Origin of the sequence: Pseudomonas sp. A2 (genome assembly GCF_023100865.1) — a bacterium.
GTDB classification, from domain to species: domain Bacteria; phylum Pseudomonadota; class Gammaproteobacteria; order Pseudomonadales; family Pseudomonadaceae; genus Aquipseudomonas; species Aquipseudomonas asiatica.
Genome location: NZ_CP039127.1, coordinates 4,794,558 through 4,809,381 on the forward strand (window position 1 = coordinate 4,794,558; position 14,824 = coordinate 4,809,381).

At 63.1% G+C, this 14,824-nt stretch carries 10 protein-coding genes and 1 pseudogene; 9 read left to right on the top strand and 2 right to left on the bottom strand.

Annotation, left to right across the window (positions count from 1 at the left end; all coding sequences use genetic code 11):
* Positions 1-127: 127 nt before the first annotated feature.
* Entirely contained in the window at positions 128-2,974 is a 2,847-nt protein-coding gene (gene rapA / locus E5221_RS22260; protein WP_061550331.1) for an RNA polymerase-associated protein RapA, read from the top strand.
* Positions 2,975-3,266: 292 nt separating this feature from the next.
* Positions 3,267-5,538: pseudogene (locus E5221_RS22265) on the top strand (bifunctional diguanylate cyclase/phosphodiesterase).
* Here E5221_RS22265 and E5221_RS22270 read toward each other — a convergent pair.
* Together E5221_RS22270 and E5221_RS22275 are read right to left on the bottom strand one after the other, a co-directional pair.
* Positions 5,438-6,325, bottom strand: coding sequence for an NAD(P)-dependent oxidoreductase (locus E5221_RS22270; protein ID WP_003258940.1), 888 nt, complete (start codon positions 6,323-6,325; stop codon positions 5,438-5,440). The pseudogene E5221_RS22265 and the gene E5221_RS22270 sit on opposite strands and share 101 nt — an antisense overlap.
* A 265-nt stretch (positions 6,326-6,590) precedes the next feature.
* Entirely contained in the window at positions 6,591-6,902 is a 312-nt protein-coding gene (locus E5221_RS22275; protein ID WP_003258939.1) for a DUF2288 domain-containing protein, read from the bottom strand.
* A 359-nt stretch (positions 6,903-7,261) separates the two neighbouring features.
* On the opposite strand from E5221_RS22275, the gene E5221_RS22280 reads away from it, so the two are divergent.
* The 7 genes from E5221_RS22280 to E5221_RS22310 all read left to right on the top strand — a co-directional run bounded on the left by E5221_RS22280 (position 7,262) and on the right by E5221_RS22310 (position 14,750).
* Positions 7,262-8,377, top strand: a complete 1,116-nt coding sequence (locus E5221_RS22280) for a branched-chain amino acid ABC transporter substrate-binding protein (RefSeq protein WP_015271528.1) — start codon at positions 7,262-7,264, stop codon at positions 8,375-8,377.
* A gap of 185 nt (positions 8,378-8,562) precedes the next feature.
* Positions 8,563-9,486, top strand: a complete 924-nt coding sequence (livH, locus tag E5221_RS22285) for a high-affinity branched-chain amino acid ABC transporter permease LivH (protein ID WP_013973918.1) — start codon at positions 8,563-8,565, stop codon at positions 9,484-9,486.
* The gene (locus E5221_RS22290; protein WP_015271529.1) at positions 9,483-10,739 is read left to right on the top strand and encodes a high-affinity branched-chain amino acid ABC transporter permease LivM; all 1,257 of its coding nucleotides are present in this window, start codon (positions 9,483-9,485) and stop codon (positions 10,737-10,739) included. The genes livH and E5221_RS22290 overlap by 4 nt, the downstream gene beginning before the upstream one ends.
* The gene (gene livG, locus E5221_RS22295; protein ID WP_013973920.1) at positions 10,736-11,503 is read left to right on the top strand and encodes a high-affinity branched-chain amino acid ABC transporter ATP-binding protein LivG; all 768 of its coding nucleotides are present in this window, start codon (positions 10,736-10,738) and stop codon (positions 11,501-11,503) included. The genes E5221_RS22290 and livG overlap by 4 nt, the downstream gene beginning before the upstream one ends.
* Positions 11,504-12,205 carry an ATP-binding cassette domain-containing protein gene (locus tag E5221_RS22300; RefSeq protein ID WP_013973921.1) on the top strand — a complete coding sequence of 234 codons (702 nt, stop codon included), beginning with the start codon at positions 11,504-11,506 and terminating at the stop codon, positions 12,203-12,205.
* A gap of 159 nt (positions 12,206-12,364) precedes the next feature.
* A complete protein-coding gene (locus tag E5221_RS22305; protein WP_247846470.1) occupies positions 12,365-13,039 on the top strand; it encodes a hypothetical protein in 675 nt (224 codons plus the stop codon).
* A 103-nt stretch (positions 13,040-13,142) separates the two neighbouring features.
* Positions 13,143-14,750, top strand: coding sequence for an NAD(P)/FAD-dependent oxidoreductase (locus tag E5221_RS22310; protein WP_015271531.1), 1,608 nt, complete (start codon positions 13,143-13,145; stop codon positions 14,748-14,750).
* Positions 14,751-14,824: the final 74 nt, after the last annotated feature.

Sequence of the window (14,824 nt, forward strand, 5' to 3'; positions counted from 1 at the left end):
GGACGATGAAGCGGCTAGACTGTTGCTACCTATCGCACTTCGGCACCTTTCGATGCGCTCGGCACTTTGGTCTGACCGGCCGATCCGTTAACATAACCGGCTTTTTCATCGCGGGAGTTCAGGCAGTATGGCGCAGCAGTATCAACCGGGGCAACGCTGGATCAGCGACAGCGAAGCCGAGCTCGGCCTGGGTACCATCCTGGCGCAGGATGGCCGCCTGTTGACCGTGCTCTACCCGGCCACTGGCGACACCCGCCAGTATTCCCTGCGCAATGCGCCGCTGACCCGCGTGCGCTTCTCGCCAGGTGACCAGATCACCCACTTCGAAGGCTGGAAGCTGACCGTGCGCGAGGTCGAGGACATCGACGGGCTGATGGTCTACCACGGCCTGGACGGGCAGAACCAGCCGCGCACCCTGCCGGAAACCCAGTTGTCGAACTTCATCCAGTTCCGCCTGGCCAGCGACCGCCTGTTCGCCGGGCAGATCGACCCGCTGTCGTGGTTCAGCCTGCGCTACAACACCCTGCAGCACACCAGCAAGCAGATGCAGTCGGCGCTGTGGGGCCTGGGCGGCTGCCGTGCCCAACCCATCGCCCACCAGTTGCACATCGCCCGCGAAGTCGCCGACCGCAGCGCGCCGCGCGTCTTGCTGGCCGACGAAGTGGGCCTGGGCAAAACCATCGAAGCCGGCCTGGTGATCCACCGCCAGCTGCTGTCTGGCCGCGCCAGCCGCGTACTGATCCTGGTACCGGAAAACCTCCAGCACCAGTGGCTGGTGGAAATGCGCCGCCGCTTCAACCTGCAGGTGGCCTTGTTCGACGCTGAGCGTTTCATCGAAAGCGATGCCAGCAACCCGTTCGAGGATGCCCAGCTGGCGCTGGTGGCCCTGGAGTGGCTGGTAGAAGACGAAAAGGCCCAGGACGCGCTGTTCGCCGCTGGCTGGGACCTGATGGTGGTGGACGAAGCTCACCACCTGGTCTGGCACGAAGACCAGGTCAGCGCCGAATACGGCCTGGTCGAACAGCTGGCCCAGGTGATCCCGGGCGTGCTGCTGCTCACCGCCACCCCCGAGCAGCTCGGCCAGGACAGTCACTTCGCCCGCCTGCGCCTGCTCGACCCCAACCGTTTCCACGACCTGGCCGCCTTCCGCGCCGAGAGTGAGCACTATCGCCCGGTGGCCGAAGCCGTACAGGAACTGCTCGACGAAGGCCGCCTGTCGCCCAAGGCCCACGCCACCATCCAGGGCTTCCTGGGTGCCGAAGGCGAAGCCTTGCTGGCTGCGGTCAGCGACGGCGATACCCAGGCCAGCGCGCGCCTGATCCGTGAGCTGCTCGACCGCCACGGCACCGGCCGCGTGCTGTTCCGTAACACCCGCGCGGCGATCCAGGGCTTCCCTGAGCGCCAGCTGCACCCTTACCCACTGGCGACGCCCGAGCAGTACCGCGACCTGCCAGCTGGCGAACATGCCGAGCTGTACCCGGAAGTCGCCTTCCAGGCCCAGGGCGAGGTGGCCGATGACGAGCGCTGGTGGCGTTTCGACCCGCGCGTCGACTGGCTGATCGACACCCTGAAGATGCTAAAGCGTACCAAGGTGCTGGTGATCTGTGCCCATGCCGAAACCGCGATGGACCTGGAGGACGCCCTGCGCGTGCGCTCCGGCATCCCGGCCTCGGTGTTCCATGAGGGCATGAGCATCCTCGAACGCGACCGCGCCGCCGCCTACTTCGCTGACGAAGAGTTCGGCGCGCAGGTGCTGATCTGCTCCGAGATCGGCAGTGAAGGCCGCAACTTCCAGTTTGCCCACCATCTGGTGATGTTCGACCTGCCGGCGCACCCCGACCTGCTCGAACAGCGCATCGGCCGCCTCGACCGTATCGGCCAGAAGCACACCATCCAGCTGCATATCCCGTACCTGCAGGACAGCCCGCAAGAGCGCCTGTTCCAGTGGTACCACGAAGGCCTCAACGCCTTCCTCAACACCTGCCCTACCGGCAACGCCCTGCAGCACCAGTTCGGCCCGCGCCTGCTGCCACTGCTTGAAGGTGGCGAAAGCAAGGCCTGGGAAGCCCTGGTGGCCGACGCCCGCAGCGAACGCGAACGCCTGGAAGCCGAACTGCATACCGGCCGTGACCGTCTGCTGGAGCTCAACTCCGGCGGTGCCGGCGAAGGCCAGGCGCTGGTCGAGGACATTCTCGAACAGGACGACCAGTTCGCCCTGCCGATCTACATGGAAACCCTGTTCGACGCCTTCGGCATCGACAGCGAAGACCATTCCGAGAACGCCCTGATCCTCAAGCCGAGCGAAAAGATGCTCGACGCCAGCTTCCCGCTGGGTGACGACGAAGGCGTTACCATCACCTACGACCGTGGCCAGGCGCTGTCGCGCGAGGACATGCAGTTCCTCACCTGGGAACACCCGATGGTACAAGGCGGCATGGACCTGGTGCTGTCCGGCTCGATGGGCAACACCGCTGTGGCGCTGATCAAGAACAAGGCGCTCAAACCTGGGACCGTGCTGCTTGAACTGCTGTTCGTCAGCGAGGTGGTGGCACCGCGCAGCCTGCAACTGGGGCGTTACCTGCCACCGGCGGCATTGCGCTGCCTGCTAGATGCCAACGGCAACGACCTGGCGTCCCGCGTGGCCTTCGAAACCCTCAACGACCAGCTGGAAAGCGTGCCACGCGCCAGCGCCAACAAGTTCGTCCAGGCCCAGCGTGACGTGCTGGCCCAGCGCATCGGCAGCGGCGAGGCCAAGGTCATGCCGGCCCACGTCGAGCGCGTGGCCGAGGCCCAGCGCCGCCTTACAGCGGAGGCCGACGAAGAACTGGCCCGTCTGGTCGCCCTGCAAGCGGTCAACCCGAGCGTGCGCGACAGCGAGATCGAAGCGCTGCGCAAGCAGCGCGAAGAGGGCTTGGCGATGCTGGAAAAGGCCGCCCTGCGCCTGGAAGCCATTCGCGTGCTGGTGGCTGGCTAGTCTTTCCCCGCACCCGTGTAGGAGCGGCCTTGTGTCGCGATGGGCTGCGCAGCAGCCCCAGAATTTTTGCGGTAGTGCAGAAATCTGGGGCTGCTGCGCAGCCCATCGCGACACAAGGCCGCTCCTACAAAATGCGAGCCGATATTCTTGGCGGCGATTGATTCCATAACCAAATCGTAGGAATCAATGTGCCATTAGTCAGGAAGGCTTAAACACCTCTTCCTATACTGCCTCTGGACAGTCTGCACAGGGTTTAGCGCAGACGAGTGAAAACTCGATCATGAGGCATTCCATGGAATGGCTTGGGCTGCAACTGTTCGCCGACCTGCCGGCAACCGGGCGCATCGTCATCGATTGCCGGCATGAACCGTTCCTGGTTCTGCTTGCCTACCTCGTCGCCTGTGCGGCCTGCTTCGCCACGCTGGACATGGCCGAGCGACAATCCCACAGCGAAGACCCCACCGCCCACCGCCCACCGACAATGGAACATGCTTGGTGCCTGCTGCCTGGCAGGAGGTATCTGGGCCATGCATTTCATCAGCATGCTGGCCTTCCAGGCGCCAGTGGAAGTGCACTACGACGCGTCCCTGACCATCCTTTCGCTGCTCATTGCACTGGCCGTCGCCTGGCTGGCCATGCACAGCCTCGACCGCAGCCAGATGCGCACAATCCATTACCTGCGAAGTGCAGTACTGATCGGCCTGGGCATCATCCTGATGCACTTCGTAGGCATGGCCGCCCTGGAAACCGGTGCCCGCCAGTACTACCAGACCGGCCTGCTGCTGGCCTCTGCCACCATTGCCCTGCTCACCAGCCTGACCGCGCTATACCTGGCCCGCTACTTCCGGCAGGGCAGCGGTACCTTGCACCAGGCCATGAAGTACGGCGCCAGCCTGCTGATGGCTGGTGGTATCGTTGCCACCCACTTCACCGCGATGTCGGCCATGACCCTGGTCATCCCGGCCGACACCGCCCTGCGCCTGCCGTCTGGCGACAACAGCCTGCAACTGGCGCTGGGCATCGGCTTCATCACCATGCTGATCAGTGCTGCCAGCATCAGTACCGCACTGGCCGACAAGAAGCTGCAAAGCAAGGAGCACGACCTGCGCCGGGTCAGCGTGCTGCTCAGCCAACTGGACCAGGCCCGCGCTTCGCTGCAGCAGGCCGCGCACTACGACGCCCTGACCAACCTGGTCAACCGCCGCGGTTTCAACCAGGTGTTCGCCGAACGCCTGGCCGAGCACCAGGCCACGGAAAGCCACCTGGCGGTGATGTTCCTCGACATCGACCATTTCAAGCGCATAAACGACAGCCTCGGTCACGACGCCGGCGACGAGCTGCTCAAAGTGATCGCCGGACACATCAAGGCCGCCACCCGAAACCGCGACCTGGTCGCACGCCTGGGCGGCGACGAGTTCTGCGTGGTCACCAGCCTCACCAACCGCGACGAAGCCCGCCACCTGGCCCAGCGCATCATGCAGAGGATGAAAGAGCCCATAAACCTGGGCGGCCGGCGCATGGTCATGACCACCAGCATCGGCATCAGCATCTTCCCCGACGACGGCACCACCGCCGAAGAGCTGCTCAAGCATGCAGACCTTGCCCTGTACCAGTCCAAGGGTAACGGGCGCAACAGCCTGAACTTCTTCAACGACAGCCTGAAGACCCAGGCCTCGATTGCTCTGCAACTGGAAGAGGAACTGCGGGTGGCGCTGCTCGAGGAGCATGGGCTATGCGTGCACTACCAGCCGATCTTCGACCTGCGCAGCAGGCAAGTGGCCAAACTGGAGGCCCTGGTGCGCTGGCAACACCCGCAACACGGCCTGCTCGGGCCCGATCGTTTTGTCGCCATCGCAGAGGCCAACGGGCTGATCATCGACCTCGATCTGTGGGTGCTGCGCCACGCCTGCGCCGACCTGGCCTATCTGCAGCGCCACGGTCATGGAAACCTCAAGGTCACGGTCAATTGTTCGGCCGTCACCCTCAGCCACGACGAACTGCCCAACGAAGTGGAAAAGGCGCTGTTCCACGCCGGGCTCGCACCCCGACAGCTGGAACTGGAAGTGACCGAGAACGCCTTGATGGGTGACATCCAGCGCACGGTAAACCTGCTTACGCGCATACGCGCCCTGGGCGTGGCGCTGTCGATCGATGACTTCGGCACCGGCTACTCGTCGCTGGCCTACCTCAAGCGCCTGCCGCTGGACGTGCTTAAGGTCGACCGCAGCTTCCTGCAGGATGTGCCGGGCAGCCAGAAGGATCGCGAAATTGTCCAGGCGATCATCGTCATGGCGCATACCCTGCATCTGCAGGTGGTCAGCGAGGGCGTGGAAACCGCCGAACAGCTGGCGTTTCTCCAAGCCCACGGCTGCGACTACCTGCAGGGCTACCTGCTGGCCCCCCCGGAGCCGCTGGCCGAACTACGCTCGCTACTGGAGCGGGTTCGGCACAAGGGCGGCGTGTTCAGCCCTTGCTGCGATACAGCTCAACCAGAGTCGCCGGATCCTTTTGCAGGTACCCCTGGCTTGCGTGCAGGCGCATCAATTGTGCGGCAAGGCCACTGAGCGGCGTCGCCGAGCCTTGCTCGCGGGAGAATTTGACCGCGCCATCGAGGTCCTTGAGCAGCGTGCGCACATGCCACTTGATCGGCTCGAAGCGGCTCTCGGCCATTTGCGGAGCGAGGATCTGCAACGGTCTGGAGTCGGCAAAACCGCCCGCCAGCGCTTCGGCGATCAGCGTCGCGTCGACACCGGACTGTTCAGCCAAGGCAACCACTTCGGCGATTACCAGAGCATTGCAGGCCACGATCATCTGGTTGCAGGCCTTGGTCACCTGGCCTGCGCCCACCGCGCCCATATGCGTCACGCGCTGGCCAAGTACCTGCAGTACCGGGCGCGCACGCTCCAGGTCTGCTGCCTCGCCACCGACCATGATCGCCAGGGTGCCGGCTTCGGCCCCGGGGGTGCCCCCGGACACTGGCGCGTCCAGCCAGGCCATGCCGCACAGCGCTGCCAGTTCGGCGGCCATTTCACGAGTGGCGGTTGGCTCCAGGCTGGAGAAATCGACCAGTAACTGGCCGCTGCGTCCGCCCTGGGCAATGCCTTGCTCGCCGAACACCACCTCGCGGACCACGGCCGTGTCGGCCAGGCACAGCAGCACCATGTCGCTGTCGCGGCACAGTTCGGCAGGGCTGCTGGCCAGGCGCGCGCCAGCCGCGACCAGTGCAGCGCACTTGTCCGGGCTGCGGTTCCATACCGTCAGCGGGTAACCCGCTGCCAGCAGGCGCCGACACATGGGCAGGCCCATCAGCCCGATGCCGGCGAATCCAAGCGAAGGTAGTTTTGAGTTCATCAATTACTCCGGACAAATTCGATATCGATCCGGGCCGCTTTGCGGCCTTCGCGGGCGCGCCCTCTCCCACAGCACCAGCGCTGGTCTGAAGAGCAACATCTGACCTGTGGGAGCGGGCATGCCCGCGAAGGGCTGCAAGGCAGCCCCCCATTACGCATCCCGTAAACTGTTACCGCCACGCCGAATTGTTACTTCCCTCTACCCGCCTTGAGCGCCTTCAAGCACCAAAACGGGGCTGCTGCGCATTTTCGCGCACCAAAAGCGATCATGCCTCTGTCGGGCGCTTTGCCTGAATCACGATGAACGGCGAAACCACCACCGCCCAGATCTCTGGATCGCGGCTTTGCAGGTCCAGGGCTTGCTCGGCGGTTACCGGACCAACAGTGCCATCACTACGCCACTTGGCGAAGATCTCGCTGCGATTCTCGGCCATCGCCTCGGCAACGGCAATCAGGTCGAGGCTCGGGTCGACCCAAATCAGGTCACCCTTGGCCCAGAAACGCTCCAGTGCTTTCCACTCGATGATTGCCGTCTCGCCAAGCAATTTGGCATAGAGGGTGCTTGTTTGATCAGTCATGGGTGGTTTCCGCAAAAATCGGCCAATAAAAAAGGTCGGCATTTTTGCAGAAAAACCCGGTTTCAAATATGTAATTTGGTCGATTGATCCCGAACTTGTGGGGCGGGGTCGCAGATGCAGGCAGTTTGATGGCGCCTTTCTGTATCTTTGTGTCGACCATGCGACAACCCAGGAAGCAGGCACTTTTCGACCGCTTTTCAAGCGCTCGAACAGCGCTCTACACTGTACCGGTACAGTTCCGGGACATGTTCCGGGGGAAGGTGGGCTTGCGCGTTGGCATGGCCACGCCGCAAATCCCGCCCGGTCTGTAGCCCTGGCCGCCAGGACTATAAGAATTACAACAGAATGAGTGGAGCACTATGATCAAGATTTCCAAGCTGTTCGCCGCAATGGTTCTGGCAGGGGTAGCCAGCCATTCGTTTGCCGCCGATACCATCAAGATCGGGATTGCAGGCCCTAAGACCGGCCCTGTGACCCAGTACGGCGACATGCAGTTCATCGGCGCAAAGCAAGCCATCAAGGATATCAACGCCGCGGGCGGCGTGGATGGCAAGATGCTCGAAGCCAAGGAATACGACGACGCCTGCGACCCTAAACAGGCCGTTGCAGTCGCCAACAAAGTGGTCAACGACGGCGTCAAGTTCGTCATCGGTCACCTGTGCTCCAGCTCCACCCAGCCTGCGTCCGACATCTACGAAGACGAAGGCGTGATCATGATCACCCCGGCCGCGACCTCCCCGGAAATCACCGCACGTGGCTACAAGCTGATCTTCCGCACCATCGGTCTGGACAGCGCCCAGGGCCCGGCTGCCGGCAACTACATCGCCGACCACGTCAAGCCGAAGGTTGTCGCCGTCCTGCACGACAAGCAACAGTACGGTGAAGGCATCGCCACCGCGGTCAAGCAGACCCTGGAAGGCAAAGGCACCAAGGTTGCCGTGTTCGAAGGCCTGAACGCCGGTGACAAGGACTTCTCCTCGATCATCCAGAAGCTCAAGCAGAACAACGTCGACTTCGTCTACTACGGCGGCTACCACCCAGAGCTGGGCCTGATCCTGCGCCAGGCTCAGGAAAAGGGCCTGAAAGCCAAGTTCATGGGCCCGGAAGGCGTGGGCAACGACTCCATCTCGCAGATCGCCCAGAACGCCTCCGAAGGCCTGCTGGTGACCCTGCCGAAGTCATTCGACGCGGACCCTGCGAACAAGAAGATCGTCGACGCCATCAAGGCTGACGGCAAGGACCCAAGCGGCCCGTTCGTGTTCCCGGCCTACTCGGCTGTCGAGCTGATCGCCCAGGGCATCAAGAAAGCCAAGTCCGAAGATGCCGACAAGGTGGCAGCCGCCATCCACGAAGGTACCTTCAAGACCCCGACCGGTGACCTGTCGTTCGACGACAAAGGCGACCTGAAAGACTTCAAGTTCGTGGTCTACGAATGGCACTTCGGCAAGCCGAAGACCGAAGTCTCCCCTCAGTAACTGCGTGACTAATAGCTGACCGTAGAAGCCCACTGTGCGAGCAGTGGGCTTTGTTTTACGAGGTTCATGGGCCTGATCCCCGCGATCCGGGGGCGGGCTCACCTGAAAATCTTAAAACCGTCACCCGCGGTTTCCTGGCCTACCCCCGCCAGCGAAATGCAAATCAGGTTTTTAGGAGCGCTGTAATGCCTGAGATCTACCATTTCTTCCAACAACTGGTTAATGGATTGACCATCGGCAGCACCTATGCCTTGATCGCCATCGGCTACACGATGGTGTACGGCATCATTGGCATGATCAACTTCGCCCACGGCGAGGTGTACATGATCGGTTCCTACGTGGCCTTCATCGCCCTGGCGGGCCTGGCCATGATGGGTATCCATTCGCTGCCTGTCCTGATGACCGTCGCCTTTGTCGCGACGATCTTCGTCACCAGTGCCTATGGCTACAGCATCGAACGGGTTGCCTACCGCCCCCTGCGCAACAGCAACCGCCTGATCCCGCTGATTTCCGCCATCGGCATGTCGATCTTCCTGCAGAACACCGTCCTGCTGTCGCAAGATTCCAAGGACAAGTCCATCCCCAACCTGATCCCCGGAAGCTTCTCGTTCGGGCCAGGCGGCGCCGAGGAAGTACTGATCAGCTACATGCAGATCCTGGTGTTCGTGGTCACCCTGGTGGCCATGACCTGCCTCACCCTGTTCATCTCCCGTTCCCGCCTGGGCCGCGCCTGCCGCGCCTGCGCCGAGGACATCAAGATGGCCAACCTGCTGGGCATCAACACCAACAACATCATCGCCCTCACCTTCGTCATCGGTGCCGCCCTGGCGGCGGTGGCGGCCGTGCTGCTGAGCATGCAGTACGGGGTGATCAACCCCAACGCCGGTTTCCTGGTGGGCCTGAAGGCCTTCACCGCGGCGGTGCTGGGTGGCATCGGCAGCATTCCGGGCGCCATGCTCGGCGGGCTGGTGCTGGGCGTGGCCGAAGCGTTCGGTGCCGATATCTTCGGCGACCAGTACAAGGACGTTGTGGCATTCGGCTTGTTGGTTCTCGTCCTGCTATTCCGGCCGACCGGCATCCTGGGCCGCCCGGAGGTTGAAAAAGTATGAACAGAAATCTCAAACAGGCGTTCTTCAGCGCCTTGCTGGTATGGGCCGTGGCATTCCCGGTACTGGGCCTGAAACTGAGCATCGATGGCATCAGCCTGGTAGTGCACAGCCAAGGTTCGTTCACCATCGGCATCATCGCAGTGTGTTCGGTGCTGATGTTCCTGCGCGTGCTGTTCGACAAGCAGTGGAGCTCGGTAATGGGCCGCCGCTCGGATCGCAAGCTGATCCCGCCGGCGGTCAGCAACTATCTGACCCTGCCGAAAACCCAGCGCTACGTGATCATGGGCCTGATCGTCGCGGCACTGGTGTGGCCGTTCTTCGGCTCGCGCGGCGCGGTCGACATTGCCACGCTGATCCTGATCTACGTGTTGCTGGGCCTGGGCCTGAACATCGTGGTCGGTTTGGCAGGCCTGCTCGACCTCGGTTACGTCGGCTTCTACGCCGTCGGTGCCTACAGCTACGCCATGCTCTCGCACTACTTGGGCTGGAGCTTCTGGGTATGCCTGCCGATCGCCGGCCTCATGGCCGCTACCTTCGGTTTCCTGCTCGGCTTCCCGGTGCTGCGCCTGCGCGGTGACTACCTGGCGATCGTGACCCTCGGCTTCGGCGAGATCATCCGCCTGTTCCTGCGTAACCTCACCGACTGGACCGGCGGCCCCAACGGCATCAGCAACATTCCCAAGCCGGAGTTCTTCGGCCTGACCTTCGAACGCCGTGCCGCCGAAGGCATGCAGACCTTCCATGAGTTCTTCGGGCTGGAATACAACTCGATCAACAAGGTCATCTTCCTCTATCTGGTGGCCCTGCTGCTGGCCCTGTTGGCGCTGTTCGTGATCAACCGCCTGCTGCGCATGCCGATCGGCCGCGCCTGGGAAGCCCTGCGCGAAGACGAGATCGCCTGCCGTGCTCTGGGCCTGAACCCGACCGTGATCAAGCTGTCGGCATTCACCCTGGGCGCCTGCTTCGCCGGTTTCGCCGGCAGCTTCTTCGCTGCGCGCCAGGGCCTGGTGACGCCGGAGTCGTTCACCTTCATCGAGTCGGCGATCATCCTCGCCATCGTCGTGCTCGGCGGCATGGGCTCACAACTGGGCGTGATCCTCGCGGCCATCGTGATGATCCTGCTGCCCGAGCTGATGCGTGAGTTCAGCGAATACCGGATGCTGATGTTCGGTGCGCTGATGGTGTTGATGATGATCTGGCGTCCGCAAGGCCTGCTGCCTATGCAACGTCCACACATGGAGCTGCGTCGATGAGCCGCGAAATTCTGCAAGTCAGCGGCCTGAGCATGCGCTTCGGCGGCTTGTTGGCGGTCAACGGCGTGGGCCTGACCGTCAAGGAAAAACAGGTGGTGGCACTGATCGGCCCGAACGGCGCCGGCAAGACCACCGTGTTCAACTGCCTGACCGGCTTCTACAAGCCCAGCGGCGGCACCATCCTGCTCGATGGCCAGCCGATCCAGGGCCTGGCCGGGCATCAGATCGCCCGCAAGGGCGTGGTGCGGACATTCCAGAACGTGCGCCTGTTCAAGGAAATGACCGCGCTGGAAAACCTGCTGATCGCCCAGCACCGCCACCTCAACACCAACTTCTTCGCCGGCCTGTTCAAGACCCCAAGCTTCCGCCGCAGCGAGAAGGAGGCCATGGAGCGCGCGCAGTACTGGCTGGAGAAGGTCAACCTGACCGAGTTCGCCAACCGTACCGCCGGCACCCTCGCCTACGGGCAGCAGCGCCGCCTGGAAATCGCCCGCTGCATGATGACCCAACCGCGCATCATCATGCTCGACGAACCGGCTGCGGGCCTGAACCCGAAGGAAACCGAAGACCTCAAGGCGCTGATCGCCTACCTGCGTGAGTCGCACAACGTCACCGTGCTGCTGATCGAGCACGACATGAAGCTGGTGATGAGCATTTCCGACCATATCGTGGTGATCAACCAGGGCACACCCCTGGCCCACGGCACACCGGAAGAGATCCGCGACAACCCTGATGTGATCAAAGCCTACCTGGGGGAAGCGTAAATGCTGAAGTTCGAGAACGTTTCCACCTTCTACGGCAAGATCCAGGCGCTGCACAGCGTCAATGTGGAGATCAACCAGGGCGAGATCGTCACCCTGATCGGCGCCAACGGCGCCGGCAAGTCGACCTTGCTGATGACCCTCTGCGGCTCGCCGCAGGCGCACAGCGGCAGCATCAAGTACCTGGGTGAAGAACTGGTCGGCCAGCCATCCTCGCACATCATGCGCAAGAGCATCGCGGTGGTACCGGAAGGCCGCCGCGTGTTCTCCCGCCTGACCGTCGAGGAAAACCTGGCGATGGGTGGCTTCTTCACCGACAAGGGCGATTACCAGGAGCAGCTGGACAAGGTGTTGCAGCTGTTCCCGCGCCTGAAGGAGCGTTATATCCAGCGTGGCGGCACCATGTCCGGTGGCGAGCAGCAGATGCTCGCCATTGGCCGGGCGCTGATGAGCAAGCCCAAGCTGCTGCTGCTCGACGAGCCATCGCTGGGTCTGGCGCCAATCATCATCCAGCAGATCTTCGACATCATCGAACAGCTACGCCGTGATGGCGTGACGGTGTTCCTGGTGGAACAGAACGCCAACCAGGCGCTGAAGATCGCTGACCGGGCGTATGTGCTGGAGAACGGCCGGGTGGTGATGCAGGGTACTGGGGAAGCACTGTTGACCGACCCGAAGGTGCGCGACGCGTACCTGGGGGGTTGACCGGGAAAAGGGCCATCTACTGGCCCTTTTTTCTACCTGTCAGAAATGTATTGCCTGTACTGGCCCTATCGCCGGCACAGGCAACCATTAACTTGTGATCCAGCGCCAGCCTGAGTAACGTGGCCTGCTTTCACGGCAAAGATCCCCGGAGCCCGCCCCATGCGCCTCACCCCCACCCTGCTGCTCACCGCCCTGCTGCCCCTGTTCGCCGGCTGCCAGCTCATGGCTGACGCCCCCAGCGACCCGAACATCGGCACTACGCGCATGCAGGGCGAGTTGCGTGCCGGCGGTGGCCAACTGCTGTTCAAGCCGTGTAGCGAAAACCGCACTTTCGTGATCAGCGACGTCGCCGCAACCGGCATCCTGCAGGAAGCCGCCAACCTCGCCAAGGACGCCAACGACAAACTGTTCGCCGACGTCCGTGGCCGCCTCACCGGCAGCAGACAGGCCAACAACGACGGCCAGCTTGAAGTTCGCCGCCTGTACCGCCTGGAACCTTCCACCCGCGCCTGTGAAGACCCCAACTTCAAGCAGCTGACCCTGCGCGCCAACGGCCATGAGCCGGAATGGGACATCAAGGCCAGCGGCAAAGGCATGGTGCTCAACCGCGTCGGCCAGGCCCCCCTGCCCCTGCCCTTTCTGGAAGAAGAAGTGCCCGGCGGCGGCCTGACCCTGACCAGCGAAGCCAACGGCCAGCACGTGGAGCTGTGGGTCGCGCCACAACGCTGTGTAGACACCGCCACCGGTGCCATCCACCACTTGCGTGCCGAACTGCGCATCGACGGCAAGACCCTGCTGGGCTGCGGTTACTATGGCGGTGCACGCGACAACTGATCGCCGGGCGCTTTTATCCTGCCAGTCGGGGCGGCGAACAGCTTATACTTGGCGGTTTGTGTAAAGCCGCCGGCCGCCCATGGCCGGGATACTGGACCCTGCCATGCTACGAATCACCGAACTGAAGCTGCCCCTGGACCATCCCGACGAAGCCCTGCGTGAAGCGATCGTCCAGCGCCTGGGCATCCGCGACGAGCAACTGCTCAGCTTCAACCTGTTCAAGCGCAGCTACGATGCGCGCAAGAAGAACAGCGAACTGCTGTTCATCTACACCATCGACCTGGAAGCCAGCAACGAAGCCGAGCTGCTCAGCAAGTTCGCCGACGATCGCAATATCGGCCCGGCGCCAGACGTAACCTACAAGTTCGTCGGCAAGGCCCCTGCCGATCTGCAGGAGCGCCCGATCGTGGTCGGCTTCGGCCCGTGCGGCATCTTCGCCGGCCTGTTGCTGGCACAGATGGGCTTCAAGCCGATCATCCTCGAGCGCGGCAAGGAAGTACGTCAGCGCACCAAGGACACCTGGGGCCTGTGGCGCAAGAGCGTGCTCAACCCCGAGTCCAACGTGCAGTTCGGCGAAGGCGGCGCCGGTACCTTCTCCGACGGCAAGCTGTACAGCCAGATCAAGGACCCGCAGCACCACGGCCGCAAGGTGCTGGAAGAGTTCGTCAAGGCCGGTGCGCCGGACGAGATCCTGTACATCAACAAACCGCACATCGGCACCTTCCGCCTCACCGGCATGGTCGAGCAGATGCGTCAGGACATGATTGCCCTCGGCGCCGAAGTGCGCTTCCAGCAGAAGGTCACCGACCTGCTGATCGAGGATGGGCAACTGACCGGCGTGGTGCTGGAGAGCGGCGAACAGCTGCACTCGCGCCATGTGGTGCTGGCGCTTGGCCACAGTGCTCGCGACACCTTCCGCATGCTGCACGCCAAAGGCGTGTACATGGAAGCCAAGCCGTTCTCGGTGGGCTTCCGTATCGAGCACCCGCAAACGCTGATCGACAAGGCTCGCCTGGGCAAGTACGCCGGTCACCCGAAACTCGGTGCCGCCGACTACAAACTGGTGTACCACGCCAAGAATGGCCGCTCGGTGTACAGCTTCTGCATGTGCCCGGGCGGCACCGTGGTCGCAGCAACCAGCGAGCCAGGTCGGGTGGTTACCAACGGCATGAGCCAGTACTCGCGTAACGAGCGCAACGCCAACTCCGGCATCGTCGTCGGCATCGACCCCGAGCGCGATTACCCGGGCGGCCCGCTGGCCGGCATCGAGCTGCAGGAACGCCTGGAAGCCCACGCCTACGTGATGGGCGGCAGCAACTACCAGGCCCCGGCACAGCTGGTGGGTGACTTCGTCGCCGGCCGGCCGTCGACTGCACTGGGCAGTGTCGAGCCGTCCTACAAACCGGGCGTGACCTTGGGCGACCTGGCGCCGAGCCTGCCGGACTTCGCCATCGAAGCCATTCGCGAGGCGCTGCCAGCGTTCGACCGGCAGATCAAGGGTTACAACCTGCATGATGCAGTGCTGACCGGGATCGAGACCCGCACCTCCTCGCCGCTGCGCATTACTCGCGGTGAGGACTTCCAGAGCCTGAACCTCAAGGGGCTGTTCCCGGCGGGTGAAGGGGCCGGGTATGCGGGCGGGATCCTGTCGGCGGGTGTCGATGGGATTCGCATCGCCGAGGCGGTGGCGCGGGATATGCTCGGCCTCTGAGCCTTTTACATGCCAGGGCCTCTTCGCGGGTAAACCCGCTCCCACAGGTACTGCACAGGTATTGAAGACTGTGA

What these genes read in the sequence shown, in the direction of transcription:
- E5221_RS22280 (WP_015271528.1), top strand. Translation starts at nt 7,262, where the DNA reads ATGATCAAGATTTCCAAGCTGTTCGCCGCAATGGTTCTGGCAGGGGTA.
- E5221_RS22300 (WP_013973921.1), top strand. Translation starts at nt 11,504, where the DNA reads ATGCTGAAGTTCGAGAACGTTTCCACCTTCTACGGCAAGATCCAGGCG.
- livH (WP_013973918.1), top strand. Translation starts at nt 8,563, where the DNA reads ATGCCTGAGATCTACCATTTCTTCCAACAACTGGTTAATGGATTGACC.
- E5221_RS22290 (WP_015271529.1), top strand. Translation starts at nt 9,483, where the DNA reads ATGAACAGAAATCTCAAACAGGCGTTCTTCAGCGCCTTGCTGGTATGG.
- rapA (WP_061550331.1), top strand. Translation starts at nt 128, where the DNA reads ATGGCGCAGCAGTATCAACCGGGGCAACGCTGGATCAGCGACAGCGAA.
- livG (WP_013973920.1), top strand. Translation starts at nt 10,736, where the DNA reads ATGAGCCGCGAAATTCTGCAAGTCAGCGGCCTGAGCATGCGCTTCGGC.
- E5221_RS22305 (WP_247846470.1), top strand. Translation starts at nt 12,365, where the DNA reads ATGCGCCTCACCCCCACCCTGCTGCTCACCGCCCTGCTGCCCCTGTTC.
- E5221_RS22275 (WP_003258939.1), bottom strand. Translation starts at nt 6,902, where the DNA reads ATGACTGATCAAACAAGCACCCTCTATGCCAAATTGCTTGGCGAGACG.
- E5221_RS22310 (WP_015271531.1), top strand. Translation starts at nt 13,143, where the DNA reads ATGCTACGAATCACCGAACTGAAGCTGCCCCTGGACCATCCCGACGAA.
- E5221_RS22270 (WP_003258940.1), bottom strand. Translation starts at nt 6,325, where the DNA reads ATGAACTCAAAACTACCTTCGCTTGGATTCGCCGGCATCGGGCTGATG.